At 60.3% G+C, this 26,629-nt stretch carries 23 protein-coding genes and 5 tRNA genes; 19 read left to right on the top strand and 9 right to left on the bottom strand.

Annotated elements, in window-relative coordinates:
- Positions 1 to 4 precede the first annotated feature (4 nt).
- Entirely contained in the window at positions 5 to 808 is an 804-nt protein-coding gene (gene dkgB / locus BMZ46_RS10180) for a 2,5-didehydrogluconate reductase DkgB (protein WP_074687676.1), read from the bottom strand.
- Positions 809 to 1,028: 220 nt separating this feature from the next.
- Between dkgB and BMZ46_RS10175 the strand changes: the two genes are divergently transcribed.
- Entirely contained in the window at positions 1,029 to 1,895 is an 867-nt protein-coding gene (locus BMZ46_RS10175; protein WP_074687888.1) for a pirin family protein, read from the top strand.
- A 139-nt stretch (positions 1,896 to 2,034) separates the two neighbouring features.
- Positions 2,035 to 3,477: a mechanosensitive ion channel family protein gene (locus BMZ46_RS10170; protein ID WP_074687677.1), complete on the top strand. Its 1,443-nt coding sequence runs from the start codon at positions 2,035 to 2,037 to the stop codon at positions 3,475 to 3,477.
- Positions 3,478 to 3,481: 4 nt separating this feature from the next.
- Here the strand turns inward: BMZ46_RS10170 and BMZ46_RS10165 are convergent, their stop codons facing one another.
- Positions 3,482 to 4,069, bottom strand: coding sequence for a GNAT family N-acetyltransferase (locus BMZ46_RS10165; protein ID WP_074687678.1), 588 nt, complete (start codon positions 4,067 to 4,069; stop codon positions 3,482 to 3,484).
- 117 nt (positions 4,070 to 4,186) lie between these two features.
- Between BMZ46_RS10165 and xth the strand changes: the two genes are divergently transcribed.
- Positions 4,187 to 4,981, top strand: coding sequence for an exodeoxyribonuclease III (xth, locus tag BMZ46_RS10160; protein WP_039770129.1), 795 nt, complete (start codon positions 4,187 to 4,189; stop codon positions 4,979 to 4,981).
- 101 nt (positions 4,982 to 5,082) lie between these two features.
- The gene (locus tag BMZ46_RS10155) at positions 5,083 to 5,910 is read left to right on the top strand and encodes an arylamine N-acetyltransferase family protein (protein ID WP_074687679.1); all 828 of its coding nucleotides are present in this window, start codon (positions 5,083 to 5,085) and stop codon (positions 5,908 to 5,910) included.
- A 3-nt stretch (positions 5,911 to 5,913) separates the two neighbouring features.
- Here BMZ46_RS10155 and BMZ46_RS10150 read toward each other — a convergent pair whose 3' ends face one another.
- On the bottom strand, positions 5,914 to 6,243 hold the full coding sequence (locus tag BMZ46_RS10150) for a BrnA antitoxin family protein (protein ID WP_039770133.1): 330 nt from the start codon (positions 6,241 to 6,243) through the stop codon (positions 5,914 to 5,916).
- 347 nt (positions 6,244 to 6,590) lie between these two features.
- Here BMZ46_RS10150 and BMZ46_RS10145 point away from each other — a divergent pair, with 347 nt between their 5' ends.
- Positions 6,591 to 8,111 carry a nucleobase:cation symporter-2 family protein gene (locus tag BMZ46_RS10145; RefSeq protein WP_039770135.1) on the top strand — a complete coding sequence of 507 codons (1,521 nt, stop codon included), beginning with the start codon at positions 6,591 to 6,593 and terminating at the stop codon, positions 8,109 to 8,111.
- 122 nt (positions 8,112 to 8,233) lie between these two features.
- Here the strand turns inward: BMZ46_RS10145 and BMZ46_RS10140 are convergent.
- Positions 8,234 to 8,309: transfer RNA gene (locus BMZ46_RS10140), tRNA-Asn, on the bottom strand.
- 229 nt (positions 8,310 to 8,538) lie between these two features.
- Between BMZ46_RS10140 and BMZ46_RS10135 the strand changes: the two genes are divergently transcribed.
- Positions 8,539 to 8,769: a hypothetical protein gene (locus tag BMZ46_RS10135; RefSeq protein ID WP_039770137.1), complete on the top strand. Its 231-nt coding sequence runs from the start codon at positions 8,539 to 8,541 to the stop codon at positions 8,767 to 8,769.
- Here BMZ46_RS10135 and BMZ46_RS10130 read toward each other — a convergent pair.
- Together BMZ46_RS10130 and BMZ46_RS10125 are read right to left on the bottom strand one after the other, a co-directional pair.
- Entirely contained in the window at positions 8,766 to 8,966 is a 201-nt protein-coding gene (locus BMZ46_RS10130) for a hypothetical protein (protein WP_007956421.1), read from the bottom strand. The genes BMZ46_RS10135 and BMZ46_RS10130 overlap by 4 nt on opposite strands.
- Positions 8,967 to 9,078: 112 nt before the next feature.
- Entirely contained in the window at positions 9,079 to 10,275 is a 1,197-nt protein-coding gene (locus BMZ46_RS10125; protein WP_039770139.1) for an amino acid aminotransferase, read from the bottom strand.
- A 336-nt stretch (positions 10,276 to 10,611) separates the two neighbouring features.
- Between BMZ46_RS10125 and uvrB the strand changes: the two genes are divergently transcribed.
- A complete protein-coding gene (gene uvrB / locus BMZ46_RS10120) occupies positions 10,612 to 12,627 on the top strand; it encodes an excinuclease ABC subunit UvrB (RefSeq protein ID WP_039770141.1) in 2,016 nt (671 codons plus the stop codon).
- Between the two features lie 60 nt (positions 12,628 to 12,687).
- Here the strand turns inward: uvrB and BMZ46_RS10115 are convergent, their stop codons facing one another.
- Together BMZ46_RS10115 and BMZ46_RS10110 are read right to left on the bottom strand one after the other, a co-directional pair.
- Entirely contained in the window at positions 12,688 to 14,178 is a 1,491-nt protein-coding gene (locus tag BMZ46_RS10115; RefSeq protein ID WP_170844900.1) for an MDR family MFS transporter, read from the bottom strand.
- Positions 14,179 to 14,227: 49 nt separating this feature from the next.
- Positions 14,228 to 15,277, bottom strand: coding sequence for an HlyD family secretion protein (locus tag BMZ46_RS10110; protein WP_074687680.1), 1,050 nt, complete (start codon positions 15,275 to 15,277; stop codon positions 14,228 to 14,230).
- A gap of 230 nt (positions 15,278 to 15,507) precedes the next feature.
- Between BMZ46_RS10110 and gltX the strand changes: the two genes are divergently transcribed.
- From gltX to BMZ46_RS10050, 12 genes are all read left to right on the top strand, one after another.
- Positions 15,508 to 16,989 carry a glutamate--tRNA ligase gene (gene gltX, locus BMZ46_RS10105; RefSeq protein ID WP_007956429.1) on the top strand — a complete coding sequence of 494 codons (1,482 nt, stop codon included), beginning with the start codon at positions 15,508 to 15,510 and terminating at the stop codon, positions 16,987 to 16,989.
- 202 nt (positions 16,990 to 17,191) lie between these two features.
- Positions 17,192 to 17,267, top strand: a tRNA-Ala gene (locus BMZ46_RS10100).
- 79 nt (positions 17,268 to 17,346) lie between these two features.
- Positions 17,347 to 17,422: transfer RNA gene (locus BMZ46_RS10095), tRNA-Glu, on the top strand.
- 53 nt (positions 17,423 to 17,475) lie between these two features.
- Positions 17,476 to 17,551: transfer RNA gene (locus BMZ46_RS10090), tRNA-Ala, on the top strand.
- A 78-nt stretch (positions 17,552 to 17,629) separates the two neighbouring features.
- Positions 17,630 to 17,705, top strand: a tRNA-Glu gene (locus BMZ46_RS10085).
- Positions 17,706 to 17,888: 183 nt separating this feature from the next.
- Entirely contained in the window at positions 17,889 to 18,428 is a 540-nt protein-coding gene (locus tag BMZ46_RS10080; RefSeq protein ID WP_039770145.1) for a TetR/AcrR family transcriptional regulator, read from the top strand.
- 30 nt (positions 18,429 to 18,458) lie between these two features.
- Positions 18,459 to 19,292: an alpha/beta fold hydrolase gene (locus BMZ46_RS10075; RefSeq protein WP_039770146.1), complete on the top strand. Its 834-nt coding sequence runs from the start codon at positions 18,459 to 18,461 to the stop codon at positions 19,290 to 19,292.
- 47 nt (positions 19,293 to 19,339) lie between these two features.
- Complete coding sequence (locus tag BMZ46_RS10070; protein WP_074687681.1) at positions 19,340 to 19,801, top strand: acyl-CoA thioesterase; 462 nt, start codon at positions 19,340 to 19,342, stop codon at positions 19,799 to 19,801.
- Positions 19,802 to 19,836: 35 nt separating this feature from the next.
- Positions 19,837 to 20,796 carry a tRNA dihydrouridine synthase gene (locus tag BMZ46_RS10065; protein WP_074687682.1) on the top strand — a complete coding sequence of 320 codons (960 nt, stop codon included), beginning with the start codon at positions 19,837 to 19,839 and terminating at the stop codon, positions 20,794 to 20,796.
- Positions 20,797 to 20,917: 121 nt separating this feature from the next.
- Complete coding sequence (locus tag BMZ46_RS10060; RefSeq protein WP_011333344.1) at positions 20,918 to 21,361, top strand: Hsp20 family protein; 444 nt, start codon at positions 20,918 to 20,920, stop codon at positions 21,359 to 21,361.
- Between the two features lie 183 nt (positions 21,362 to 21,544).
- Positions 21,545 to 22,240: a DUF1266 domain-containing protein gene (locus BMZ46_RS10055; RefSeq protein ID WP_074687683.1), complete on the top strand. Its 696-nt coding sequence runs from the start codon at positions 21,545 to 21,547 to the stop codon at positions 22,238 to 22,240.
- Positions 22,237 to 24,933, top strand: coding sequence for a J domain-containing protein (locus BMZ46_RS10050; protein WP_074687684.1), 2,697 nt, complete (start codon positions 22,237 to 22,239; stop codon positions 24,931 to 24,933). Before BMZ46_RS10055 ends, BMZ46_RS10050 begins: the two co-directional genes overlap by 4 nt.
- Here the strand turns inward: BMZ46_RS10050 and BMZ46_RS10045 are convergent.
- Entirely contained in the window at positions 24,930 to 26,621 is a 1,692-nt protein-coding gene (locus tag BMZ46_RS10045) for a molecular chaperone HscC (protein WP_074687685.1), read from the bottom strand. The two genes, BMZ46_RS10050 and BMZ46_RS10045, sit on opposite strands and share 4 nt — an antisense overlap.
- Positions 26,622 to 26,629 lie beyond the last annotated feature (8 nt).

Raw genomic sequence — 26,629 nt, 5'->3', positions numbered from 1 at the left:
TCGGTCAGTCCCACTGCGGCGCGATGCCTTTGGGGCTGGTCAGGCGATGGCCGCGCTCCAGTGTGGCGATCAGCGCCATGTCGGCATCGCTCAGGGTCAGCGCCGTGGCGCCGAGGTTGCCTTGCAGGTTGGCGCGTTTGGTCGACGACGGAATCACCGCGTAACCCGACTGCATCGCCCACGCCAGAGTGACCTGCGCCGGGGTGGCTTGCAGACGCTCGGCGATCTGCACGATCAGCGGATCCTTCAGCACTTCGCCGTAGGCGAGGGTCATGTACGAGGTGATCTGAATGCCCTGACTCTGGGCGAATTCCACGACCTTACGGTTTTGCAGGTACGGGTGCAGCTCGATCTGGTTGGTGGCGATGTTTTGCGCACCGACCGCAGCAATCGCCTGTTTCATCAGGTCGATGGTGAAGTTGGACACGCCGATCTGCCGGGTCAGGCCCAGGCGTTTGGCTTCCAGCAACGCGCCCATGAACTCTTCGACCGGCACTTGATCTTCCGGCGATGGCCAGTGGATCAGCGTCAGGTCGAGGTAGTCGGTCTGCAGCTTTTGCAGGCTTTCCTTGAGGCTTTCGATCAGACGATCCTTGGCGAAGTTGGCGATCCAGATCTTGCTGGTGATGAACAGCTCTTCACGGGCAATGCCGCTGGCAGCGATGGCTGCGCCAACGTCGGCCTCGTTTTCGTAGATCTGTGCGGTGTCGATGACTCGGTAACCAAGTTCAAGGGCAGTGCTCACCGAATCGATGACCACCTGACCTTGCAGGCGAAACGTACCAAGACCGAAAGCGGGAACAGACATGCAGGACTCCAGGGTTGCAGTGGGAATGGGCAGGAGTATCCGCGTCTGATTCCTTGGGAAAAACCGCTGTCGGGGCAAAGTACTGTTGACTGAAAGTCACGAATCACCGCGATCGATATCGTTCCACCAGTAGAACGATGAGGACGGTTTTGGCTGACTAGTACTAAATACATGACGAATTTATGATCGCTCCATGATCAACCTGATGACGGAGTCCACCATGAAAAACCTGATCGGTATCTACACCAGCCCTCGCGGCCACTGGGTCGGCGATGGGTTTCCGGTGCGCACCCTGTTTTCCTACGACAACCTGGGCCAGCACATCAGCCCGTTCCTGCTGTTGGATCACGCCGGGCCTGCGCATTTCACCCCGACTACTGAACGCCGCGGCGTGGGGCAGCATCCGCACCGTGGCTTCGAAACCGTGACCATCGTTTACGAAGGCGAAGTGCAGCACCGCGACTCCACCGGCAGTGGCGGCACCATCGGCCCGGGCGATGTGCAATGGATGACGGCGGCTTCCGGCATCCTGCATGAAGAGTTCCACTCGGAAAACTTCGCCAAAACCGGCGGCAATCTGGAAATGGTGCAACTCTGGGTGAATCTGCCGGCGAAGGACAAAATGGCCGCGCCGGGTTACCAGACCATTCTGGACAGTGATATCCCGCAAATCGCGCTCAAGGACGGTGCCGGCAGCCTGCGGCTGATCGCCGGTGAGTTCGACGGCCACAAAGGTCCATCCCGCACGTTCACGCCTATCGACGTGTGGGATCTGCGACTGAACACCGGCAAGTTGCTCTCGCTGGATCTGCACGAAGGCCGCAACACGGCGCTGGTGGTGTTGAAGGGTTCGGTTCAGATCAACGGTGGGGAGTCGATGCGCGAAGGCCAGTTGGCGCTGTTCGAGCGTGACGGTGATCGCATCACCCTCCAGGCCAGCCAGGACGCGGTGGTGCTGCTGCTCAGTGGCGAGCCGATCGACGAGCCGATTGTCGGCCACGGCCCGTTCGTGATGAACACCGAGCAGGAAATCCATCAGGCCTTCGCCGACTTCCAGTCCGGCCGCTTCGGCCAGATGCACGGCTGAAAATCCCGGCAGGCGCCACGTGCGCCTGCCGTTTTTTTTTGCGCACGCGCAGTAGCGCTCATCCCGCCAAATCAATTACTCCTACACTGAGCCCAATCTGTGCGATCTTCTCGCGATTGGCCCCTGTCGGAGTTGTTTGATGCTGTCTCTGCTCACCGATCATCCGTTGTTTTGCGCCTTGATCCTGATCCTGGTCGATCTCGGTCTGTGGCGCCTGATCAGCGCCCACGGCAGCGCATGGAAACTGTTGGTGCGGGTGCTGATTTTTGCCCTGTTCAGCATCCTGCTGTTCAACGAAGGGCTCAACCCGATGGAGCCTGCGCCGTGGGCCGACAATGTGCCGTTGCACCTGGCGGCGACCGGGTTGCAGATCGGCTGGTGGCTGTTCGGCGCGCGCACTCTGACGGTGTTGATCGGTGCGGTGATGATGCAACGGGTCGGGCACACCGGGCGGTTGTTGCAGGATCTGCTCGGTGCGGTGATTTTCCTGATCGCAATCATCGCGGCACTGGCCTATGTGCTGGATCTGCCGGTCAAGGGCGTGCTGGCAACCTCCGGGGCGCTGGCGATCATCGTCGGTCTGGCGTTGCAGAGCACCTTGAGTGACGTGTTTTCCGGGATCGTGCTCAACACCACCAAGCCTTATCAACTGGATGACTGGATTTCCATCGACGGCACCGAAGGCCGGGTCACCGACATCGACTGGCGCGCCACGCGGCTGCAAACCAGTCAGGGCAGCATGGCGGTGATTCCCAACTCGCTGGCGGCCAAGGCCAAGATCATCAATTTCAGCCGGCCGAGCAATATGTTCGGGGTGGCCGTCAGCGTGCAGGTCAGCCCCCATGCGCGGCCCAGTTCGGTGATCGAGGCCCTGGAGCGGGCGATGCAGGGTTGTCGCCAGTTATTGGAGAGCCCTGCGCCGAGTGTCGCGCTGAAGAGCTCCAACAGTGCGGGTGCCGAATATGAAATCAGCGGGTTCGTCGCCTCGATGAGCGAAAAGCGCGTGGTGCGCAATCAGCTGTTCGACCTGGCGTACCGGCACCTGCAAGCGTCCGGGGTCAATCTGCTGTCGAGCGATGAGCCCGGCGTGGCGAGCAATCTCTCGCGCCCTCGGGCGTTGCTCGACAGCTCGCCGATTTTCTCCACCCTGCGTCAGGAGGAGAAAGAAACCTTCAGCCAGAACATGACCCTGCAAACCTTCCGCGCCGGCGAGATGATCCTCGCGGGCGGCGAGGTCAGCGATCACCTGTTCATCATCGAATCCGGCGTGGTCTCGGTGACGCTCAAGCGCCATGGCGCGCCGTTCGAGTCAGGACGGATGGGGCCGGGTGAAGTGATCGGCGAGGCGGGGATTCTGTCCGATACGTCATTGCCGGCCGACTTCTCCGCCAAGACCTTCTGCGCGCTGTATCGCATTGAAAAGTCTTATCTCAAGCCGTGCCTGGACGCTCGTCACGACATCAACGACGCGATGCAGGCGCTGCTCGATTTCCGCCTGCACAAGGCTCAATCCCTGACGGAAGAAACCCCGGTGCTGGCGCCGAAAAAAGGCTTCCTGCAATGGCTGCGCAATCGCGTCTGAGCCTTCAGCGCAGGCCGTAATCCGCCAGTTTGCGTTCCAGGTTCAGGCGCACCTGCGGCCATTCGTCATCGATGATGCTGAAGCGCACCGAGTTGCGCTTGCGGCCGTCCGGCATGATGCGTTCGTGGCGGACGATGCCTTCCTGTTGCGCGCCGAGCCGCAGAATCGCGTTACGCGACTTCTGGTTGTTTTCGTCGGTGGTGAACTGCACCCGCACGCAATCGAGCACCTCGAACGCGTGGCGCAGCATCAGGTACTTGGCCTCGGTGTTGACGAAGGTCTTCTGAAATCGTGCCGAAATCCAGCTGCTGCCGATCTCCAGCTTGCGGTTGAGCGGGTCGATCTTCCAGAACCGGGTCGAGCCGATCACCTCGCCGGTTTCCTTCAGTACGATGACAAACGGCATGACCGTTCCCGCCTCACGGCCGTCGAGGGCCTTCTTCAGGTAAGCGTCGACGGTGGTCGCCGACGGCACCACGGTGACCGTGAGGTTCCACAGTTCACCGTCGGCGGCAGCGCGGAGCAGGGCATCGGCGTCGGCGTATTGAAGCGGGCGCAGGATGATGCCCTGGCCTTGCAGCGTGGTTTGCATGTGGGGATTCTCGGCGATCGGGCGAGGGCTTATTACGCCGTACGGGAAGGATCCGACGCAACCGTCGCGGTGGGCGGATGTCAGAGTTTTTATCGGTCATTGGCAGGAACCCGGACGATGAAAAAAATGCGCATTGCCACGTTCAACGTCAACGGCCTGCGGGCCCGACTGCCAAACCTGCTGGAATGGCTCAGGCGCGAGCAGCCGGACATCGCCTGTTTGCAGGAGCTGAAACTGGTGGACAGCGCGTTTCCCGCCGCCGAGCTGGAGGCTGCCGGTTACGGCGCCATCTGGCACGGTCAGGCGTCATGGAACGGCGTGGCGATTCTTGCCCGCGATGCGCAACCGCTGGAGAGCCGGCGCGGTTTGCCCGGCGATCCCGACGATAAACACAGCCGCTACCTCGAAGCAGCGGTGCACGGGGTGTTGGTGGGATGCCTGTACCTGCCCAATGGCAACCCGCAACCGGGGCCGAAGTTCGACTACAAACTGGCCTGGTTCGAGCGTCTGATCAAATACGCCAAGGATCTGCAAAGCAGCGATCATCCGGTGGTGCTGGCTGGCGATTACAACGTGGTGCCTACCGATCTGGATATCTACAACACCCGTTCCTGGCTCAAGGACGCGCTGTTGCAACCGGAGAGCCGCGAGTGCTACCAGCGCCTGCTGGATCAGGGCTGGACGGATTCGTTGCGGCATCTGTATCCCGAAGATCGGCTGTACACCTTCTGGGACTATTTCCGTCAGCACTGGCAGAAGAACTCCGGGCTGCGGATCGACCATCTGCTGCTCAATCCGAAGCTGACGCCTTATTTGCACGAGGCGGGGGTGGATGCCTGGGTGCGTAATGAACCGCATGCCAGTGATCACGCGCCAACGTGGATTCGTATCGATTCGCGTAAAAGACGCTAGCCGGTGATTGGTTAATTCAATTGTCGATTCGAGGCCCGGATCCCGTATACATGGCGACCATCGGCGGAACGATCCGCGCCCCCATGCGAAAGGACCCAGCCATGAGCGAGCCACGCCTGACGAATCTGAAACAGTATCTGCAACGCCTGGGATTCGATGCGCCCCCGGCACCGACCCTTGAAACCTTGCGCCTGTTGCAACTGCGCCATACCGGCGCCTTTGCTTTCGAAAACCTGTCGACGCTGAGTGGCGAACCTGTGCTGATCGATCTGCCCTCCATTGAGCGCAAGGTCCTGAACGACGCCCGTGGCGGTTACTGCTACGAGCTGAACAACCTGTTTCTGGCCTTGTTGCTGGAGCTGGGGTTCGATGCGCGGGGCATCAGCGGGCGCGTGGTCATGAATCAGCCCGAGGGCAGCTGGACGGCGCGCACCCACCGCTTGAGCCTAGTGACCATCGATGGCGTGCGCTACATCACCGACGTCGGCTTCGGCGGCATGGTCCCGACCGCGCCGCTGGTGCTGGATACCGAAGCCGAGCAATCCACCCCGCACGAACCGTATCGCATCGAAGTGCAGGCCGATGGCTACATGTTGCGGGCCAAGGTTGCTGGCGAATGGCGGCCGATGTACCTGTTCGACCTGCAGCGCCAGGAAGACATCGATTACACCCTCGGCAACTGGTACGTCTCGACCCACCCGGACTCACCATTCACCCAGCGCCTGATGGTGGCGCGTACCGGCGACGGCTGGCGGCGTACGCTGAACAACGGCAGTTTCGCCATTCACCGCATCGGCGCCGAGAGCGAGCGGCGCGAAGTGACAGATGTTGATGAACTGATCGAATTGCTGGAACGGGAATTTGGCCTGCGCTTGCCGCACCAGCCCGGTGCACGAGAGGCTCTGGCGCGCTTGATTCAGCCAAGTTGAATGCTACGGTTTGACGTCCGGTTCCAGTACCCGCCGGATCTCGTTCACGGCCGCCGACAGTTTTTTCTCAAGGCTTTTGAGGTCGGTGGCGGTGATGCCTTGCTTGAATTGCCCGCTGGAATGCTCGAGTTCCTCGGTTGCGCCACGGCTGTTAAGCAATGCGTGGCGCAGGGTGTTGTTGATGACCGTCTGATAGCCAAACCCCTCGCTTTCAGCGACCTCGCGCGCGGCTTCGATCACCGCGTCATCGAGCATGATGGTGATGCGGGTCTTGCCCTTGATCGGCGCGATGGCGCCGCGTTTACCCTGGCTGAAATCGTACTCATCCTTCATTGATCACCTCTGCGCAAAGTTGCCATCGTTCGCTGGGCTCGAATGCGTTGGCAGCATTCTTGCTTTTGTCGAACTGAATCTTGAATGACTTCATTATGCATACTTTATATGTATAAAAGAGTGCGGCCGCGCCGTCGGTCGCCATGAACACTTCAGCCTAGGCGGATAAAACGTGGACTCGATTGGGGATGTGTTGCCGGATTTGTGGGGGATGAAAGTAACGGGATAGAAGGTTGGGTGGCTAGCTAACCATTATGTGACTGACAAGTTGTATACAAGTCTATGGACATTTGTCCTGACTCTTGCATACAGTGTGTGCATAACAAAAACCAGGGAACTCCCCCACCATGAAAACGCCCCATGTTTCACACCAACGGCCCGAGGACGAGAATCTCGGGGTCGGCGCGAATATGGCTTACGGCCTGCAACACGTTCTGACCATGTATGGCGGTATCGTCGCGGTGCCACTGATCATCGGTCAGGCCGCCGGGCTTTCGCCGGCGGACATCGGTCTGTTGATTGCTGCTTCATTGTTTGCGGGGGGGCTGGCCACGTTGCTGCAAACCCTGGGTTTACCGTTTTTCGGCTGTCAGTTGCCGCTGGTGCAGGGCGTGTCGTTTTCCGGTGTCGCGACCATGGTGGCGATTGTCAGCAGCGGCGGGGAGGGCGGCTTCCAGTCGGTGCTCGGCGCAGTGATAGCCGCGTCGTTGATCGGTTTGCTGATCACGCCGGTGTTCTCGCGAATCACCAAGTTCTTCCCGCCGCTGGTAACCGGCATTGTGATCACCACCATCGGCCTGACGCTGATGCCGGTGGCCGCACGCTGGGCCATGGGCGGCAACAGTCACGCCCCTGATTTCGGCAGCATGCAGAACATCGGTCTGGCGGCGGTCACGCTGGTACTGGTGTTGTTGCTGAGCAAGGTCGGCAGCTCCACCATCTCGCGTCTGTCGATCCTGTTGGCCATGGTGATCGGCACGGTGCTGGCGGTGTTCCTCGGCATGGCGGATTTCTCCAGCGTCACCCAGGGCCCGATGTTCGGCTTCCCGACGCCGTTCCATTTCGGCATGCCGACCTTCCACTTCGCCGCGATCCTGTCGATGTGCATCGTGGTCATGGTGACCCTGGTGGAAACCTCGGCGGACATCCTGGCGGTCGGTGAAATCATCGGCACCAAGGTCGACTCCAAGCGTCTGGGCAACGGCCTGCGGGCGGACATGCTGTCGAGCATGTTTGCGCCGATCTTCGGCTCGTTCACCCAAAGTGCCTTCGCCCAGAACGTCGGGCTGGTGGCGGTGACCGGGATCAAGAGCCGCTATGTGGTGGCGACCGGCGGTATCTTCCTGGTGATCCTCGGCCTGCTGCCGTTCATGGGCCGGGTCATCGCAGCCGTGCCGACCTCGGTACTCGGCGGCGCCGGTATCGTGCTGTTCGGCACCGTGGCGGCGAGTGGTATCCGCACCTTGTCCAAGGTTGATTACCGCAACAACGTCAACCTGATCATCGTCGCCACCTCGATCGGCTTCGGCATGATCCCGATTGCCGCGCCGAACTTCTACGATCACTTCCCGAGCTGGTTCGCGACCATTTTCCATTCGGGCATCAGCTCGTCGGCGATCATGGCGATCCTGCTGAACCTGGCGTTCAACCACTTCACGGCGGGTAACTCGGATCAGCAGTCGGTGTTCGCGGCAGCAGAAGAGCGGACCCTGCGTTATCGCGATCTGGCAGCGTTGCGTGAAGGCGACTACTTCAGCGACGGCAAGCTGCATGACTGCGACGGCAACGAAGTACCGGTGATCGATCCGGATGCAGATCACGGTCATGGCGTACCGAAGGCACATGCCAAGAGCAGCGAGCACGTCTGACCGTTGTCGTTGAACGAAAAGGGCCGATCAGCTGGAAAACTGATCGGCCCTTTTTCTATGTCGCCTTTTTTTCAGCGCCCACAAAAAAGCCCCTGAATCTTTCGATTCAGGGGCTCTGTATTTGGCTCCACAACCTGGACTCGAACCAGGGACCCAGTGATTAACAGTCACTTGCTCTACCAACTGAGCTATTGCGGAATTGGTGCGTATGTTACTGATTTAAAAAGACTAGTCAAGCGCGAGATGTAAATTTGTTGGAAAGGTCAGGACGGGCGGCGGTTTATCGGCGATTGGCGGTTACCAGAACTCCACCAGAGGTCTACCATGGCCGCCCCGGAAGTGGTCACACGCGCTGCCGGCCATTCGCCGAAAAGGTACGCGCCATGAATAGTCCCATCCTAACCCGTCGTCCTGTCGAGGTGTTCGCATGAGCACCGCGCAAATCAGCCTGCCCAAAGGCGTTGGCCCACATGCCGAAAAGCTTTACGACGCGATCACTCAGGCCGGTACGGCTGAAGAGCTGAACCGCGCAGGCGGCAAGGCCGAAGGTTTTGTCCTCGGCCTGGAAAGCACCAAGGCCATCAAGAGCCAGATCGCCGAATCGCTCTACGTCGTTTATGACGATGCGGCGACTCAGCGTGCAGCGGAACTGGCTTAACCGCCGAAGGTGAAGGTGCCGAGCATCAGTTTGGCGTACAGCATCGTCGCACCCAGTTGCACCAGCCACAGCGCCAGCCCGCCGAGAAACACCCCGGCCGCGACTTGCAGCACCAGGTTGTTGCCGCGTTTGGCCGGGGCGCGGGGGATGAAGTCATCCAGATCGTCGCGGTCGGCGCGCAGGTCATCGTTTTTCATGTCGTCTCTCTGAAATATCGTTTGGGTGCAGTCTAGAGGGTGTAGCGGTTTTTCTTCAGACAAATAAAAAACGGGAAGCCCGAAGACTTCCCGTTTTCAGTGCGGCGCCGGATCAGATGACCTGAACGATGGCGTCCGTCACGGCTTCGATGTTGCTCTGGTTCAGCGCGGCGACGCAGATGCGGCCGGTGTCCAGGGCGTAGATGCCGAACTCGTTGCGCAGGCGGTGAACCTGTTCGGTGGTCAGGCCGGAGTAGGAGAACATGCCGCGCTGACGACCGACGAAGCTGAAGTCACGCTGCGGGGCTTTCTTGGCCAGCAGAGCAACCATCTGCTCGCGCATGCCGCGAATGCGCAGGCGCATTTCAGCCAGTTCGGCTTCCCACTGGGCGCGCAGTTCCGGGCTGTTCAATACCGCAGCAACGATGCTTGCACCGTGGGTCGGCGGGTTGGAGTAGTTGGTGCGGATCACGCGTTTGACTTGCGACAGGACGCGGGCGCTTTCTTCTTTCGATTCGCTGATGATCGACAGCGCACCGACGCGCTCGCCGTACAGCGAGAACGACTTGGAGAACGAGCTCGATACGAAGAAGGTCAGGCCGGATTCGGCAAACAGACGCACGGCAGCGGCGTCTTCGGCGATGCCGTCACCGAAGCCCTGGTAAGCCATGTCGAGGAACGGCACGTGCCCTTTGGCCTTGACCGCTTCCAGCACGTTGTTCCAGTCCGCCGGGCTCAGGTCGACGCCGGTCGGGTTGTGGCAGCAGGCGTGCAGCACGACGATCGAGCCATTCGGCAGGGCGTTGAGGTCTTCGAGCAGGCCGGCACGGTTCACGTCGTGGGTGGCGGCGTCGTAGTAGCGGTAGTTCTGCACCGGGAAACCGGCGGTTTCGAACAGCGCGCGGTGGTTTTCCCAGCTCGGGTCGCTGATCGCCACAACGGCATTTGGCAGCAGTTGCTTGAGGAAGTCGGCACCGATTTTCAGTGCGCCGGTACCGCCGACGGCCTGAGTAGTGACAACGCGGCCAGCCGCCAGCAGTGGCGAATCATTGCCGAACAGCAGCTTTTGCACGGCCTGGTCGTAGGCCGCGATGCCGTCGATCGGCAGGTAGCCGCGCGAGGCGTGCTGAGCGGCGCGAAGGGTTTCGGCTTCGATGACGGCGCGCAGGAGTGGAATTCGCCCCTCTTCGTTGCAGTACACACCCACCCCGAGGTTGACCTTATTGGTCCGGGTATCGGCGTTGAATGCTTCGTTGAGGCCCAGGATTGGATCGCGGGGTGCCATTTCGACAGCGGAGAACAGGCTCATTTTTACGGCGGCTCTGAATGGAGAGTGGAGGGACGTGTCGCGCTCCAGCCGAATGCACTAGAGCGGTGCACAAACGGGGAGCTAGTATAGAGGCCATCATCGATCAATGGCGACAGGCGATTCGGCTTTTAAGGTAAGTTTTTCCGATTATTTCTCGACCGTTAGTCGAATGGACTTGTCGGAGACTTTACCGGATGTAGGACGTTTGCCTTGAAAGGTGAGGCAATCGGCTCCACATTCAGCACAATCTTCGTTTTTCCTTGCGCGACATCGGTCGTTTGCGGTCTTTCTCGTGGTGCTGCGGTTGCCCGCCGCGTCGCGATTCCAGAGGTGTTTATGTCTGAATTCCAGCTCGTCACCCGATTCGACCCTGCCGGCGATCAGCCTGAAGCCATTCGCCTGATGGTCGAAGGCATCGAAGCCGGTTTGTCGCACCAGACGCTGCTCGGGGTGACCGGGTCGGGCAAGACCTTCAGCATCGCCAACGTCATCGCCCAGGTGCAGCGCCCGACCCTGGTGCTGGCGCCGAACAAGACCCTGGCCGCGCAGTTGTACGGCGAGTTCAAGTCGTTCTTTCCGAACAACGCCGTCGAGTACTTCGTTTCCTACTACGACTACTACCAGCCCGAAGCCTATGTGCCGTCGTCCGACACCTTTATCGAGAAGGATGCGTCGATCAACGACCACATCGAGCAGATGCGTCTGTCGGCGACCAAAGCGTTGCTGGAGCGCAAGGATGCGATCATCGTCACCACGGTGTCGTGCATCTACGGTCTGGGCAGCCCGGAAACCTATTTGAAAATGGTCTTGCACGTCGACCGCGGCGACAAGCTCGACCAGCGTGCGCTGGTGCGGCGGCTGGCCGACCTGCAATACACCCGCAACGACATGGATTTCGCCCGTGCGACCTTCCGGGTGCGTGGCGATGTGATCGACATCTACCCGGCGGAATCCGACCTCGAAGCGATCCGCATCGAGTTGTTCGATGACGAAGTGGAGAGCATTTCCGCGTTCGACCCGCTGACCGGCGAGGTCATCCGCAAGCTGCCGCGCTTCACCTTCTATCCGAAAAGCCACTACGTGACGCCCCGGGAAACCTTGCTCGACGCCATCGAGGGGATCAAGGTCGAGTTGCAGGAGCGCCTGGAGTATCTGCGCAACAACAACAAACTGGTGGAAGCCCAGCGCCTGGAGCAGCGCACCCGATTCGACCTGGAGATGATCCTCGAACTCGGTTATTGCAACGGCATCGAAAACTACTCGCGCTACCTGTCCGGGCGTCCGGCCGGGGCACCGCCGCCGACGCTTTACGATTACCTGCCGGCCGACGCCTTGCTGGTGATCGACGAATCCCACGTCAGCGTGCCGCAGGTCGGCGCGATGTATAAGGGCGACCGCTCGCGTAAAGAGACCCTGGTGGAATACGGCTTCCGCCTGCCATCGGCGCTGGACAACCGGCCGATGCGCTTCGACGAGTGGGAAGGGGTCAGCCCGCAGACGATTTTCGTCTCGGCCACGCCCGGCAACTACGAAGCCGAACACGCCGGCCGGGTGATCGAACAGGTTGTGCGCCCGACCGGTCTGGTCGACCCGCAGGTTGAAGTGCGTCCGGCGCTGACCCAGGTCGACGATCTGCTCTCGGAAATCACCAAGCGCGTCGCGGTAGAGGAGCGAGTGCTGGTCACCACGCTGACCAAGCGCATGGCCGAAGATCTGACCGATTACCTGGCCGATCACGGCGTGCGCGTGCGTTATCTGCACTCGGACATCGACACCGTCGAGCGGGTCGAAATCATCCGCGACCTGCGCCTCGGCACGTTCGATGTGCTGGTGGGGATCAACTTGCTGCGTGAAGGCCTGGACATGCCGGAAGTGTCGCTGGTGGCGATTCTCGACGCGGACAAGGAAGGTTTCCTGCGTTCCGAGCGGTCGCTGATCCAGACCATCGGCCGGGCGGCGCGTAACCTCAATGGCCGGGCGATTCTCTACGCGGATCGCATCACCGGTTCGATGGAGCGGGCGATTGGCGAAACCGAGCGCCGTCGCGACAAGCAGATCGCCTTCAACCTGGCCAACGGTATCACGCCGAAGGGCGTGTTCAAGGACGTCGCCGACATCATGGAAGGCGCCACCGTGCCCGGTTCGCGCAGCAAGAAGCGCAAGGGCATGGCCAAGGCCGCCGAGGAAAACGCCAAGTACGAAGCCGAATTGCGCTCGCCGAGCGAGATCACCAAGCGCATCCGCCAACTGGAAGAGAAGATGTACCAGCTGGCCCGCGACCTGGAATTCGAAGCGGCAGCGCAGATGCGCGACGAAATCGCCAAGCTGCGTGAGCGGCTGTTGGCCGTTTAACGGATCGTTCCCACGCTCTGCGTGGGAATGCAGCCCTGGACGCTCTGCGTCCGCTCAAGGTTAATGTGCCTCGCCGGCCTTCAGTCCGGCGGGCAATTTCTTGGTCAGCAAAATCGCCAACATGCTGATCCCCAGCGCAATCCCGACAAAATGAAACGCATCGTTGTAGGCCATGATCAGCGCCTGCTGATGAACGATCTCGCTCAACTTGCCCAACGCCGCCGTGTCACTGCCGAACCGATCGGTCATCGACGCCAGGCGTTCGGCAACCTGCGGATTGGTCGGCACCACCGCTTCACGCAGGTAATCGAAGTAGGTCTTGGTGCGCGCATCCAGCAGGGTGGCGAGCAGGGCGATGCCGATGGCACCGCCGAGGTTGCGCAGGATGTTGAACAGGCTCGATGCCGAACCCGCGTCCTGCGGCAGGATATATGCCGTGGCGATCAGCGAAATGGTCACCATGATCAGCGGCTGGCCCAGCGCCCGGATGATCTGAATCTGGTTGAACTGCGGCCCGGCGAAATCCGGGTTGAGCACCCCGGATGAAAAACTCGCCAGCCCGAACAGGCCGAATCCGATCGTGCACAGCCATTTCGGCGAGACGAATTTCATCAGTTTCGGCACCAGCGGAATCAGAAACAGCTGCGGCACGCCCATCCACATGATCACTTCGCCGATCTGCAGGGCGTTGTAGTTCTGAATCTGCGCCAGATACAGCGGCAGCAGATAGATCGAGCCGTACAGCCCAACGCCCATGCCGAGGCTGGAAATACTCGACAGCCCGAAATTGCGGTTGCGCAGGATGCCCAGGTTGATCAGCGGGTTGGGTTTGGAAATCTGCACGATGACGAAAGTGATCAAACTCAGCAGGGCGATGCTGCCCAACGTCACGATCAGGCTCGATTCCAGCCAGTCCTTGCGATGGCCTTCCTCAAGAAAAACCTGCAGGCAACCGAGGCCGATACCCAGGGTGAGAATGCCGGTGTAATCGGTGCTTTTCAGCAGCTCCCAATGCGCTTCTTTTTTCTCCAGGCCGTACATCAGCCCGGCGATCATGATCAGGCCCGGCGGGATGTTGATATAGAAGATGTATTCCCAGCCCCAGTTCTCCGTGAGCCAGCCGCCGAGGGTCGGTCCGATGGATGGGGCGAAGGTAGCGGTCATGGCGAACATCGCCATGCCTTTGGCCCGGTGGTGTTCGGGGAGTTTGATCAGGGTCAGGGTGAAGGCCAGCGGGATCAGCGCGCCACCGGTGAAGCCCTGCATGGCACGAAACACGATCATGCTCTCCAGGCTCCAGGCCATTGAGCACAGCAGCGACGAAATCAGAAACCCCAGCGACACCCACACTGCCAGCCGCCGTGCCGACAGCAACTGCACCAGCCAGGCGGTCAGCGGGATCATGATGATTTCCGCCACCAGATAAGACGTCGAAATCCACGAGCCTTCTTCCAGCGTCGCCGAGAGGGCGCCCTGAATATCCTTGAGCGAGGAGTTGGTGATCTGGATGTCGAGCACCGCCATGAAGGCGCCGAGCATCACGCTCATCACCGCAATCCAGTCCCGCCGGGTCGGTTCGCCGACCGGGCGGATCAGTGAATCACCGGCCATTGTCAGGGGCGTCTTTGATGTTCACGGTGGCGGTGACGGACATGCCCGGACGGATCTTGCCGTGCAGCGGGTTATCGGCCTTGAAGGCCAGCTTGACCGGAATCCGCTGCACGACCTTGGTAAAGTTGCCGGTGGCGTTGTCCGGCGGCAACAGGCTGAACTGCGCGCCGGAGGCGGCGAACAGGCTGTCGACCCGGGCCTCGATCGGCGTATCGCCGTAGGCATCGAAAAGCAGCTCGGCTTTCTGGCCCGGCTGCATGTGACCGATTTGGGTTTCCTTGAAATTGGCCTGCACCCAAATGTCTTCGTCCGGAACGATTGAAAGCAGATAGGCGCCGGCCTGTACCACTTGACCATTGCGCGCGGCACGCTGGCCGATCAGGCCACTGATCGGTGCGTGGATTTCGCTGCGGGTCAGGTTCAGTTCGGCCTGGGCGAGGTCGGCGCGGGCGTTGGCGATCTGCGCGTCGAGGCGTTTGATTTCGGCGGTCAGTGCGTTGACTTGCTGGCGCTGGCTTTGCGCATCGGCCTGGGCCTTGGCCACTTGCGAACGGGCGATGTGGGCGTCGGCGGAAAGGGTGGTGACCCGCTCCTCGGAGACGAAGCCGGGTTTACGCAGGGTTTCTGCCCGCGACAAATCCATCTGCGAGCGCCCGAGGGTGGCTTGCGTGGTTGCCACTTGTGCATCGCTGGCGGCGATCAGGCTCGATTGCTGAGTCAATTTGCTCTGGGCCTGCAGGCGTTCGGCTTCGCGGGTGGCGAGGGCGGCATTGGCGCGATCGACAGCGAGGCGGAAATCATTCGGTTCGAGACGGATCAGCAACTGGCCTTTTTCCACATGCTGGTTGTCCTGCACCAGCACTTCCTCGATGCGTGCGCTCAACTGGCTCGATACCCGGGTGATTTCACCCTGGACATAGGCGTTGTCGGTGCTTTCATAAAAGCGTCCCTTGAAAAACCAATGGGCGAAAAAGCCCCCGGCAATCAGCAGGACCAGCAGCAGGAAAATGAACAGGCGACGCTTGAGTTGGGCAGGCATGGGCAAACTGTAGTCGAGGAATTGTAAGAAAAGTTATCAGCAGGCGAATCTGGCACACAGCCGATGAGCGGTAAATGCCGTCTGTTGATATTCGGCCATTCACCACGGCCAACGGGCGTTCCAGACGCAACCTTGGCTTAAATGCCCTGCCCGCTGGAGCGGGGCGGGTGTCGCCTGTTACCATTCGCCGCTTGATCGTTCTTTGCTTTTCATTCTTTTCGAGACATGCCATGACCACCGTCCGCACTCGCATCGCGCCATCGCCTACCGGGGATCCCCACGTAGGTACCGCTTACATCGCACTGTTCAACTACTGCTTTGCCAAGCAGCACGGCGGTGAGTTCATCCTGCGGATCGAAGACACCGATCAGTTGCGTTCGACCCGCGAGTCCGAACAGCAGATCTTCGACGCCCTGCGCTGGCTGGGTATCGATTGGAGCGAAGGCCCGGACGTCGGCGGCCCGCACGGTCCTTACCGTCAGAGCGAGCGCGGCGACATCTACCAGAAGTACTGCCAGCAACTGGTCGACATGGGCCACGCCTTCCCGTGCTTCTGCACCGCCGAAGAGCTGGACCAGATGCGCGCCGAGCAAATGGCTCGCGGCGAAACCCCGCGTTACGACGGCCGCGCGCTGCTGCTGTCCAAGGAAGAAGTCGCCCGTCGCCTGGCTGCCGGCGAGCCGCACGTGATCCGCATGAAGGTGCCGAGCGAAGGCGTCTGCGTGGTCCCGGACATGCTGCGTGGCGATGTCGAGATCCCGTGGGATCGCATGGACATGCAAGTGCTGATGAAGACCGACGGCCTGCCGACGTACTTCCTGGCCAACGTGGTCGACGATCACCTGATGGGCATCACCCACGTGCTGCGTGGCGAAGAATGGCTGCCGTCGGCGCCAAAACTGATCCTGCTCTACGAGTACTTCGGCTGGGAACAACCGGAACTGTGCTATATGCCGCTTTTGCGTAACCCGGACAAGAGCAAGCTGTCCAAACGCAAGAACCCGACTTCGGTGACGTTCTACGAGCGCATGGGCTTCATGCCTGAGGCAATGCTCAACTACCTGGGCCGCATGGGCTGGTCGATGCCGGACGAGCGCGAGAAGTTCTCGCTGCAGGAAATGGTCGACAACTTCGACCTCAAGCGCGTGTCGCTGGGCGGGCCGATTTTCGATATCGAGAAGCTGTCGTGGCTCAACGGCCAGTGGCTGCGTGATCTGCCGGTGGAAGAGTTCGCCGCTCGCGTACAGAAATGGGCGTTCAATTCCGAATACATGATGAAGATCGCGCCGCACGTTCAGGGCCGCGTCGAAACCTTCAGCCAGGTTGCACCCCTGGCCGGGTTCTTCTTCGCCGGTGGCGTAAACCCGGATGCCAAGCTGTTCGAATCGAAAAAGCTGTCGGGCGATCAGGTTCGTCAACTGATGCAGTTGATCCTGTGGAAGCTTGAGAGCCTGCGTCAGTGGGAGAAGGACAGCATCACCGCGACGATTCAGGCGGTGGTTGAATCCCTCGAGCTGAAGCTGCGTGATGCGATGCCGCTGATGTTTGCTGCGATCACAGGGCAGGCGAGTTCGGTGTCGGTGCTCGATGCGATGGAAATCCTCGGGCCGGACCTGACCCGTTTCCGTCTGCGCCAGGCGATTGACCTGCTGGGCGGCGTGTCAAAGAAAGAAAACAAAGAGTGGGAAAAGCTGTTGGGCGCCATCGCCTGATTGCGTTTGACTCTGCAGGACGCGCCGAAGGTCAGGATCTTTTGATCATGTCCTTCGGTGTTTTCCCCCGAATTTATGGGGGGAGGGCGGTAAGTGATTGTAATGCCGACAAAAAATTTTGAATTTTTTCAAAAATAAGTTTGACAGCCTTTCGATACGCCCTTAAGATTCGCCCCGTCCTCAGCGATGACATCAACGATGAGGGGCTATAGCTCAGCTGGGAGAGCGCTTGCATGGCATGCAAGAGGTCGACGGTTCGATCCCGTCTAGCTCCACCAATTTACACTTCGAAGCCTGGCCACACCGGCTTCGAAGCGATCAACACTCAGCGTTGATCAGTTGTATAGAAGGGTTTGCGTCCCCTTCGTCTAGTGGCCTAGGACACCGCCCTTTCACGGCGGTAACAGGGGTTCGAGTCCCCTAGGGGACGCCAGTTTTACAGAAGCGATGTTGCAAGATGTCGCTCCGCCGAGAGGCGAAAAATCCGGGGCTATAGCTCAGCTGGGAGAGCGCCTGCATGGCATGCAGGAGGTCAGCGGTTCGATCCCGCTTAGCTCCACCAATTTACAGTTCAAGGTCTGGCCACACCGGCCTTGAATCGATCAGTACTCAGCGCTGATCAGTTGTATAGAAGGTTTGTGTCCCCTTCGTCTAGTGGCCTAGGACACCGCCCTTTCACGGCGGTAACAGGGGTTCGAGTCCCCTAGGGGACGCCACGATTACCCGCTTTGCGGGATTTTATAAGGGTCATTCAATTATTGAATGGCCCTTTTGTTTGTCTGGCGTTTGGCCAAATCCTCTTTTTCCTTAACACTGTGCTTCAGACCAGCGGTCACGCGTGTGACTTGCGGAATATTATTATGAGAATAATATTGCTATCGTAATATTCGGAGGCGACGATGAACGACAAGAAAGCTCAAACCCGCGAACGCATTCTCAAGGCCGCCAGTGCTGCACTGATCCAGCGCGGTCCGGCTGAACCGAGCGTGGGCGAAGTGATGGGTGCGGCCGGCCTGACCGTCGGCGGCTTCTATGCCCACTTCGAAAGCAAGGACGCCATGATGCTTGAGGCCTTCAAGCAATTGCTCGGTCGCCGTCGCGACCTGATTGCCGACATGGATAGCGAGCTGACCGGTGAAGAGCGCCGCGCCCTGGTGGCTGCGTTTTACCTGTCGCGCAAGCACCGCGATTCCAGCGATTCGGCCTGCCCGATTCCGGCCTCTATTGGCGAGTTGGGCCGTCTGCCGGAGGCCTTTCGGATTGCGTTGAACGAACACTTGGAATTGATGATTGCGCAGTTGGCCGCAGCGCCGGAAGACACCGACAAAGCGTTAGCCGACGTGGCCTTGATGGTGGGTGGCCTGGCGCTCGCGAGGGCGTTGGGTCCTGGGGATTTATCCGATCGATTGCTGCGCGCCGCCAAGTCGGCGGTGCGTTGACCTGAAGGCTGCAAGCCCGGGGAGAGAGCGATGAGCACGTTGAAGTGGGTTCGCGGCGTTAATGGCACCTTGGGCTGGTTCGCACCGAAACTGGTGGCGAGCAAAATGCGGTTGGCGTTCATGACGCCGCGCGTGAATAAACCGAGGGACTGGGAATTGCCGCTGCTGGCGAAATCCGAGCGCATTACCTTGCGTTTCGGTCTTTCGGCCCTGCGCTGGGGGCAAGGCCCGACTGTTTTGCTGATGCACGGCTGGGAAGGGCGGCCCACCCAGTTTGCCGCGTTGATCACGGCGCTGGTCGAAGCGGGCTACACCGTTGTCGCGCTGGATGGCCCGGCCCACGGTCGCTCGCCGGGGCGTGAAGCCAACGTGGTCCTGTTCGCTCGAGCGATGCTTGAAGCCGCTGCCGAATTGCCTCCGTTGCAGGCTGTCATCGGTCACTCCATGGGCGGCGCCAGCGCCATGCTGGCGGTGCAATTAGGATTGCGCACCGAAACCCTCGTGAGCATTGCCGCTCCGGCGCGAATTCTTGGTGTTTTGCGCGGATTTGCCCGTTACGTCGGTATGCCGCCCAGAGCTCGTTCCGCGTTCATTCGTGAGGTTGAACAGGATGTCGGTATGCGCGCCGCCACCCTGGATGTCGCCCACTATCAACTGGATATGCCAGGCCTGATCGTGCATGCCGAGGACGACACCTTCGTTTCGGTCAAGGAATCCCAATTGATCCACGAATCCTGGTTCGACAGTCGCCTGCTGCGCCTGGAAGCCGGCGGCCATCAGCGCGTGCTCGCCGACCCTCGGGTGATTGATGGCGTGTTATCACTGCTGGCCGGGCGCAGCCTTCAGGCGCGGCAATCGGCGTAGTCATCCGTTACACTGCCCCGGTTGAATCATCTGACCGGGAGTAGGGCATGGGCTGGGATCGGGCAACGCCATTTACCATTGATCTGCAAGTGGTCGCCGAGGACATCGACGGGCTGGGCCACGCCAACAACGCGGTCTACGTGACTTGGCTCGAGCGTTGTGCCTGGCGCCACTCGCAGCGCCTGGGCCTGGATCTGGTCGAGTACCGGCGTCTGGATCGGGCGATGGCCGTGGTGCGACACGAAATCGATTACCTGGCCGCTGCCTACGAAGGCGATGAACTGCAACTGGCGACCTGGATCGTCGATTGGGATCAGCGCCTGAAAATGACCCGTCACTTCCAGCTGATCCGCCCCAGCGACAACGCCACGCTGCTGCGCGCCCAGACCACCTTCGTCTGCATCGAGCTGTCCACCGGCAGGCCCAAGCGCATGCCCGCCGAGTTCATCGAAGGCTACGGCCCGGCCATACAGACGGCGGACATGGGTTTAGCCCGCGAAACCCAGTAAACTGCCGCACGTTTTTCCTTGAGTGTGTGTTCCCCATGCAAATTGCTCTGGCGCCGATGGAAGGGTTGGTCGACGACATTCTGCGCGATGTCCTGACCCGTGTCGGCGGTATTGACTGGTGCGTGACCGAGTTCATTCGGGTCAACGACCAGTTGCTGACCCCGGCCTATTTCCACAAATTCGGCCCTGAACTGCTCAACGGTGCGCGCACCGCTTCCGGCGTGCCACTGCGCGTGCAGTTACTGGGTTCCGATCCGGTGTGCCTGGCGGAAAACGCGGCGCTGGCCTGCGAGCTGGGCTCTGAAGTGATCGACCTGAACTTCGGCTGCCCGGCCAAGACCGTCAACAAGTCCCGTGGCGGTGCGGTACTGCTCAAGGAGCCGGAGCTGCTCAATCAGATCGTCGAACACGTGCGTCGCGCCGTGCCCGCACACATTCCCGTCACCGCCAAGATGCGCCTGGGGTTCGACAGCCCGGACGGCTCGCTGGTGTGCGCCACGGCGCTGGCCGAGGGCGGCGCGGAGCACATCGTGGTTCACGCCCGCACCAAGGTCGACGGCTATAAGCCGCCGGCGCATTGGGAGTGGATTCCGCGCGTGCAGGACGTGGTCAAGGTGCCGGTGTTCGCCAACGGCGATATCTGGAGCGTCGACGACTGGCGCCGCTGCCGGGAAATCAGCGGCGTCGAAGACATCATGCTCGGTCGTGGTCTGGTGTCGCGCCCGGATCTGGCCCGTCAGATCGCCGCTGCCCGTGCCGGTGAGGAGGTCGTCGAGATGACCTGGACCGAACTGATGCCACTGATCCAGGACTTCTGGCTGCAAGCCAAAGCGCAAATGACCGCTCGTCAATCACCGGGCCGTTTGAAACAGTGGCTGGCCATGCTGACCCGCAATTACCCCGAGGCCGTCGAGCTGTTTACCGTGCTGCGCCGGGAGACCGAGCCGGATCAGGTCTCGCGTTTACTGGGTTTGCCGGTCGCCGAAGCCGCCTGAAAAAAATCTTCAAACGATCTCTTGAAAACAAAACGCAGGTCCCTATCTAAGGGTTACGCGATGCCGAATTCGGGTCGCGGAGACAAAAAAACTTGCTGATTGTTTTCAGGAGATTTGAATCATGAGTACTGCATTTTCCCTCGCTCCACTGTTCCGTTCCTCGGTGGGTTTCGACCGTTTCAACGACCTGTTCGAAACTGCCCTGCGCAACGAGCCAGGCAGCACCTATCCGCCTTACAACGTGGAAAAACACGGTGACGATCAATACCGCATCGTCGTGGCGGCGGCCGGTTTCCAGGAAGAAGACCTGGAACTGCAAGTCGAAAAAGGCGTGCTGACCATCAGTGGCGGCAAGCGCGATGCCAACGAAGGCGTCACGTTCCTGCACCAGGGCATTGCCCAGCGTGCATTCAAGCTGTCCTTCCGTCTGGCCGATCACATCGAGATCAAGGCCGCCGGCCTGAGCAACGGTCTGTTGAGCATCGACCTGTTGCGCGTGATTCCGGAAGAGGCGAAAGCCAAGCGCATCCCGATCAACGGGGCGCAGCCGGCTCTGCAACACTGAGTCACTTGCAGAAACAAATCGTCTGAACGGGCGATAAGCCGCTGAATGAAGGCCCCGATACGTCGGGGCCTTTTTTATGTGCGCAAGAAACGGCTGTTCGACTTTGCCCCCAGCGACGGTTTCTCTACAATCCGCCGCAGTTTGCCGACCTCATCCTAATCGGTCGGCCTGGAGCCTTTTTTCATGGACGATATTCAACAGCGCTGGCTGTGCGCCCTTTCTGCGCCAATGGCAGCGCTCAACACCGGCGCCGGGTACGACGACCCCGCGTTCTGCGACGACCGCTACATCGATCTGAAAGACAGCTGGGGTATCGATGACCGGCGGCAATTGTTCGACATGCTCCAATGGATGACGGACGACGGACATGCCAAGCACCTGAGTGGAGCCTACTCGGCATGGCAACGTTGTCTGCCGAGTGAATGGCAACGCCTGCTCGAAGGGCTGAGCCCTCGTGAGCGTGTTCTGCATGAGTTTGCCAGTCGCACTTTCGGCGGTTGTGGTCCCGGAGGAATTTTGTCCTGGGACTACGGGCGGATGGGATTTCTCCTGCGTTGCGCGGTGCGCAATCAGTGGATTGATCTGGCCGAAAGCAACTGGCTGCACAGTCGTTTGGCCGTCAGGGCGCAGTTTCACTACGGTAGCTGGATGTCCTACTTCAATGGCTTTGTTGTGGGTCGCAGCTTTTGGTGCTGCCTGAACACAAGCGATGACGAGTTGGCCTGGGAGCTGGAACGGCAGGGTGACAGTGCTCATAACCTGCGGATCACCCGCGGCCTCGCCCGGAACATCCCGCATTTTCTGGCCGACCTGCCCTGGCACATGGAGATTGATCTGCTGCCCCGCCCTGCATCGCTCAAGGAGTTCGACTGGTCATGAGTTGCTGGATTCGACTGGGCATCGAGCCCACCTCCGACGAAACCCGGATTCGTGATGCCTACCGCGCATGTTTGCCGTCGCATCATCCGGAAACCGATCCGGAAGGTTTTCAGGCGCTGCGCATGGCCTACGAAAACGCGTTGCGTCTGGCGCGTGAAGACGAGGAAGAAGCGCCCGAGGAAAAAACTGAAGAGTCAGGGCAGGAGGTTGTCGAGATCCCGCAGGCGTTCGCGGATTTCTGTGAGTTGCTTGACGATCCCGCGCGGCGTTTCAACTTCGAGGCGTGGCAGGCATTTGTCCGGGCGCTGGATGAGCTGTCGCTGGAACAGCTCGATGAACTCAGTTGGGGGCTCTACCACCGGATGGCCGATGCCGGCCCGCTGTCTTACCGCTGCGCGAATCTGTTGGCCAAGCGTATGGCGTGGCATCAGCAGTTACTGGATCTGGAGTTCAACGACGCGCATCGGGTGGAAGCCTTTTTGCAGCGAATCGAAACGCCTGACCCGTTCGATACCGATCTGATGAGCGCTTGGTCAGAGGCTGCGCAGACCGAAACACTCTGGTACGCACGCAGCCTCGACTTCATTTTCGCCAAGCGTCCACTCCATGAGTTTGCCGACTTCGCCGGTCAGCACACCTGTCTACCGTTGCCGGATGATGCTGCGTTCATCAAGCGTTTGCTGGTGCAGTTCACTCAGGCGGGCATCGGTGCATCGACATTTTTGCAGTGCTGCGTCGAAAAGCAGCTGGAAGCACCTGATGACGTGGACTGGCTTTACCTGTTGGCGTGTCAGAGCAGTCTGCTGGGGCGGGACGATCAGGCATTGCCGTGCTGGATCCGACTGTGGAACGAGTTCCGCCATCCGATGGCCGAAAGTCGTCTGCTGGAATTATGCGCCAAGCGGCAACCGACTTTTCTGCCTCTGCTGATTCAGGCGTTCGATTGTCTGGGCGATTTCTCCGAGTGGCCTGCGGATCTTGGGGATGACGCCCAGGTATACGGCAGTCCGTCACAACGCCCCGAGACGCTGAACCGTTGGTTGGGTGTTGGACGGTTGAAGCTCGATAGCCTGGCGCAAAGTTTTGTCGATTGGCGCATGACAGGCGATGAGCTCCCGTTGCTTGCCCAACTGCTGGGTGAGAATGCCGACAGCAGGCTGCTGCAACTGTACCGGCATGCCTGGGCGCTGCATCGCGGTGATGCGGTCTTGCTGCAGCGGATTCTGGATCAGCCGCTCCCGGTCGATGCGCTTGAATGCCTGGTGTTGAGCGGGTTCAAAGTTCAGGCCGGACAACATCTGCGCTGGTTGGAGAATGCGCCGATTGCGCAGGTGATGAGCGCCTTCCGCGAAGCGGATTCAACATCGGAGCAATTGCCGCAGGAACTGACAACAGGCGAGCTGCACAAGGTCTGTCGCCTGTGGCTGCGTCGCTTGCGGCCCTACAGTGACACCGCCCTGGAGCGCATCGCCGAAGCGTTCAGGTTGGGTGCCGTCAAAGACGACTGTGACCTGTCCGAACTCGATCTGCTTTTTCAGTTGAGCCGTCGCGGGATCGGGTTGCCGTCGGTCGGGCTGGGGGAGGCAGTGTGGGAGTGGCACGCTCAAACCATGTTTTTGCTGGCGTTGCTGGATCAGCCGGAACGTTGTCTGCAATTGATCGATGGGCAGTGCCTGGAGCGTCTGCCGTTCAGTCCGGCTCATCCCTTGAGCCGATTGCAGCCACTGTTGCGCCGTTTGCAACGCGAGCAAGGCAATTGCGACGGTTTACTGGGCTGGCTGCAAGGCAATGATCCGGTGCACGGCTTGTTGGTGCAGCAATTGTTCAGCGTTCAGCAGGCACTCGACAGCGCCCGATTGCCTGCCAACACCCTGCTTTACACCTGCATCGAAAGCGATCGCGCTGCATGTGGCGACGATCTGTTGGGGCTGTTGATGTTCTGGGGCGTGCTCTATCACGACCCGAGCCTGAGCGCCGAGCAGCATCGTGCCTTGCTGCAATCCATCGCGGCGGTCAGTTGCGAAGACGACTGGTTCGAAGGGTTTCGTGACGGCTTGATCAAAGGCGAGCCAGTGTGGCCGCCGCGCAAGGTGTTGACGGATTTCGGGGTCGACAAATTGTTGGCGTACGAGTCTCTCGATGCGCTCAAGGCCATGGTTCGCTATGGCGCTGCCGGAGTGCCGAAAACGCGAGTGCTGCGCCAATTGCAGCAGGGCAAGGATGACGTGAAGAACAGTATCGGCTTGCGCCTGGCGCTGTGTGCCTTGCTGTCCTGGTCGGAGCGTTTGATGCTGGCCAAAAGTGATATTCAGCCGGTGCCTGCTGGGGCGATCTGGCGCCTGGGGTCGCGGCTGGGGCGCAAGGCTTTTATCGCTCAGGTTCTGGGGTGTGTAGTGATTGCGCCGGTGGCAGCTCTGATCAGCGGTGCCACGTTCTTTGGCATTCTGATTCTGTTACTCAGTGTTCTGTTGTTATTCGGCGCCACTCTGCGTCGTTTGCACGACATGGGTCGAGGTTTGCCCACGTTGCTGATATTCATGGCCTTGTCGCCGATCTTGCCGTTCCTGCCGCTGCTGCTGTTCGGCTTTCCCGGTGACAAGTTGCCCAACCGATATGGCGTGCCACCGGACAGCGGCGCTGGCGAGATGCTGTCCGGTGGTCTGCAGGCTGCTCTGCGGCGACTCAACGGCTAGAGGCGCAGCTGGTCCAGAGCCTTGTTGAGCTCTGAGCGGTGGCTGGCGATCTCTGCCGGCTGCTGTCCGGCGAGTACCGTGGTGAAGTTGTGCAGCCACTCGGCAATGTGTTCGCGCTGCGTGCCCAGACTTTGCATCCATGCCCGCTCCAGACGGGCCAGCAGTGTGCGGTTGGGTAATGCATCGCGTGGATGGACCTTCAGCGTCGACAGTCGGTTATGGCTGTCTCTGCGCGCTTGTTCATCCAGCCCGGTGGGACTGCGATCGATGCTGTGGCTGTGGCGTTCGCCGGTCTCGAGCATCGTGACATCGACTTCGAGCAAGCCGTTGATGTCGTAACTGAAGCGTACGTCCAGCTCCTGAATGTTATCGGTGGGCGTCAAGGTGACATCGAAAGCGTCAATGAGGATGTTGTCACGTACCCACGGGCGCTCACCCTGATAAACGGCAATGCGCAGCAGCTCCTGTCGGGGGTGGGTTGTGTGGTAGCGCTCGACCCGTGACGTCGGAATGATGGTGTTGCGTTCGATGATCGGCGAAAAGGCGCCGTCGATGCCTTTGCCACGCATGGTTGCGATGCCCAGCGTGTAAGGGCAGACATCGGTCAGGATCAGCTCTTCGATCGCGCCATCGCGCGCCTTGCAGGCCGCTTGCGTGGCCGCACCCAGTGCAACGAGGGTGTCGGGATCAAGATGCCGGTAGGGCAGGCGTCCGAACAGGGTCGCGACCATCTGTTGTACCGCAGGCATCCGCGTTGCCCCACCCACCAGCACCAGACTGTCAAGATCCCGTGGTTTCAGGCGCGCATCGCGCAGGGCCTGTTCGATCGGCGCGCGCAGCCGCGCCAGCAATGGTTCCCAGATCTTCACGGCAGCGGGTTCGTCCAGCGACCACTCGTACAGTTTGTCGGCATGGCGCCAGCTCAAAGATTGAGGGCCTTCGCCGAGTTTGCATTTGAGTTGTTCCAGGGCATCGCCCAGGCTGGCCATGCCTTGCGGATCTATCATCGACGGGGTCAATTGCCAGTTTTTCAGACAGGCATTCAATAGTGCATCGGTAAAGTCTTCGCCCCCCAGAAAGTTGTCGCCGGTGGACGCATGCACTTCAATCAGCGGCAACGCATATTCCAGGACCGTGACATCGAACGTCCCGCCGCCCAGATCGAAGATCAGCGTGCGTTCGAATTTTTGTTCGTGCAGCCCGTACGCCATTGCAGCGGCGGTTGGCTCGTTGATCAGTCGGGAAACCTTCAGGCCTGCCAGTTCGGCGGCAAACAGGGTGCGTTTGCGTTGTTCGTCACTGAAATACGCCGGCACGGAAATCACCGCTTCAGCCACCGGGTGGCCGAGAAAAGCCTCGGCGTCCTGCTTGAGTGAGCCAAGTACCAATGCCGATAACTCTTCCGGGCTGAAGGTTTGTGTGCCGAGGTCGATCTGCCTGTCGCTGCCCATGAAGCGCTTGAACGCGGCGGCTGTACGTTCCGGGTGGGTTGTCAGGCGTGCGCGTGCAGCCTTGCCGACCAGAATGGTCCCGTCTGCATCGAGGCTGACCACCGACGGGGTCAGCACCTCGCCGAGGGCGTTGGGGATCAATCGGGCCTGACCGTCCTGCCAGACGGCGATCAAACTGTTGGTGGTGCCAAGGTCAATGCCCAGCATGGCCGGGCGGGGGAGGGATGCATCCTGCATGATCGATC

It is taken from the genome of Pseudomonas sp. NFIX49 (genome assembly GCF_900115915.1).
GTDB classification, from domain to species: domain Bacteria; phylum Pseudomonadota; class Gammaproteobacteria; order Pseudomonadales; family Pseudomonadaceae; genus Aquipseudomonas; species Aquipseudomonas pharyngis.
This window is presented reverse-complemented; position numbering and strand designations above follow the sequence as displayed.

What these genes read in the sequence shown, in the direction of transcription:
- dkgB (WP_074687676.1), bottom strand. Translation starts at nt 808, where the DNA reads ATGTCTGTTCCCGCTTTCGGTCTTGGTACGTTTCGCCTGCAAGGTCAG.
- BMZ46_RS10175 (WP_074687888.1), top strand. Translation starts at nt 1,029, where the DNA reads ATGAAAAACCTGATCGGTATCTACACCAGCCCTCGCGGCCACTGGGTC.
- BMZ46_RS10170 (WP_074687677.1), top strand. Translation starts at nt 2,035, where the DNA reads ATGCTGTCTCTGCTCACCGATCATCCGTTGTTTTGCGCCTTGATCCTG.
- BMZ46_RS10165 (WP_074687678.1), bottom strand. Translation starts at nt 4,069, where the DNA reads ATGCAAACCACGCTGCAAGGCCAGGGCATCATCCTGCGCCCGCTTCAA.
- xth (WP_039770129.1), top strand. Translation starts at nt 4,187, where the DNA reads ATGAAAAAAATGCGCATTGCCACGTTCAACGTCAACGGCCTGCGGGCC.
- BMZ46_RS10155 (WP_074687679.1), top strand. Translation starts at nt 5,083, where the DNA reads ATGAGCGAGCCACGCCTGACGAATCTGAAACAGTATCTGCAACGCCTG.
- BMZ46_RS10150 (WP_039770133.1), bottom strand. Translation starts at nt 6,243, where the DNA reads ATGAAGGATGAGTACGATTTCAGCCAGGGTAAACGCGGCGCCATCGCG.
- BMZ46_RS10145 (WP_039770135.1), top strand. Translation starts at nt 6,591, where the DNA reads ATGAAAACGCCCCATGTTTCACACCAACGGCCCGAGGACGAGAATCTC.
- BMZ46_RS10135 (WP_039770137.1), top strand. Translation starts at nt 8,539, where the DNA reads ATGAGCACCGCGCAAATCAGCCTGCCCAAAGGCGTTGGCCCACATGCC.
- BMZ46_RS10130 (WP_007956421.1), bottom strand. Translation starts at nt 8,966, where the DNA reads ATGAAAAACGATGACCTGCGCGCCGACCGCGACGATCTGGATGACTTC.
- BMZ46_RS10125 (WP_039770139.1), bottom strand. Translation starts at nt 10,275, where the DNA reads ATGAGCCTGTTCTCCGCTGTCGAAATGGCACCCCGCGATCCAATCCTG.
- uvrB (WP_039770141.1), top strand. Translation starts at nt 10,612, where the DNA reads ATGTCTGAATTCCAGCTCGTCACCCGATTCGACCCTGCCGGCGATCAG.
- BMZ46_RS10110 (WP_074687680.1), bottom strand. Translation starts at nt 15,277, where the DNA reads ATGCCTGCCCAACTCAAGCGTCGCCTGTTCATTTTCCTGCTGCTGGTC.
- gltX (WP_007956429.1), top strand. Translation starts at nt 15,508, where the DNA reads ATGACCACCGTCCGCACTCGCATCGCGCCATCGCCTACCGGGGATCCC.
- BMZ46_RS10080 (WP_039770145.1), top strand. Translation starts at nt 17,889, where the DNA reads ATGAACGACAAGAAAGCTCAAACCCGCGAACGCATTCTCAAGGCCGCC.
- BMZ46_RS10075 (WP_039770146.1), top strand. Translation starts at nt 18,459, where the DNA reads ATGAGCACGTTGAAGTGGGTTCGCGGCGTTAATGGCACCTTGGGCTGG.
- BMZ46_RS10070 (WP_074687681.1), top strand. Translation starts at nt 19,340, where the DNA reads ATGGGCTGGGATCGGGCAACGCCATTTACCATTGATCTGCAAGTGGTC.
- BMZ46_RS10065 (WP_074687682.1), top strand. Translation starts at nt 19,837, where the DNA reads ATGCAAATTGCTCTGGCGCCGATGGAAGGGTTGGTCGACGACATTCTG.
- BMZ46_RS10060 (WP_011333344.1), top strand. Translation starts at nt 20,918, where the DNA reads ATGAGTACTGCATTTTCCCTCGCTCCACTGTTCCGTTCCTCGGTGGGT.
- BMZ46_RS10055 (WP_074687683.1), top strand. Translation starts at nt 21,545, where the DNA reads ATGGACGATATTCAACAGCGCTGGCTGTGCGCCCTTTCTGCGCCAATG.
- BMZ46_RS10050 (WP_074687684.1), top strand. Translation starts at nt 22,237, where the DNA reads ATGAGTTGCTGGATTCGACTGGGCATCGAGCCCACCTCCGACGAAACC.
- BMZ46_RS10045 (WP_074687685.1), bottom strand. Translation starts at nt 26,621, where the DNA reads ATGCAGGATGCATCCCTCCCCCGCCCGGCCATGCTGGGCATTGACCTT.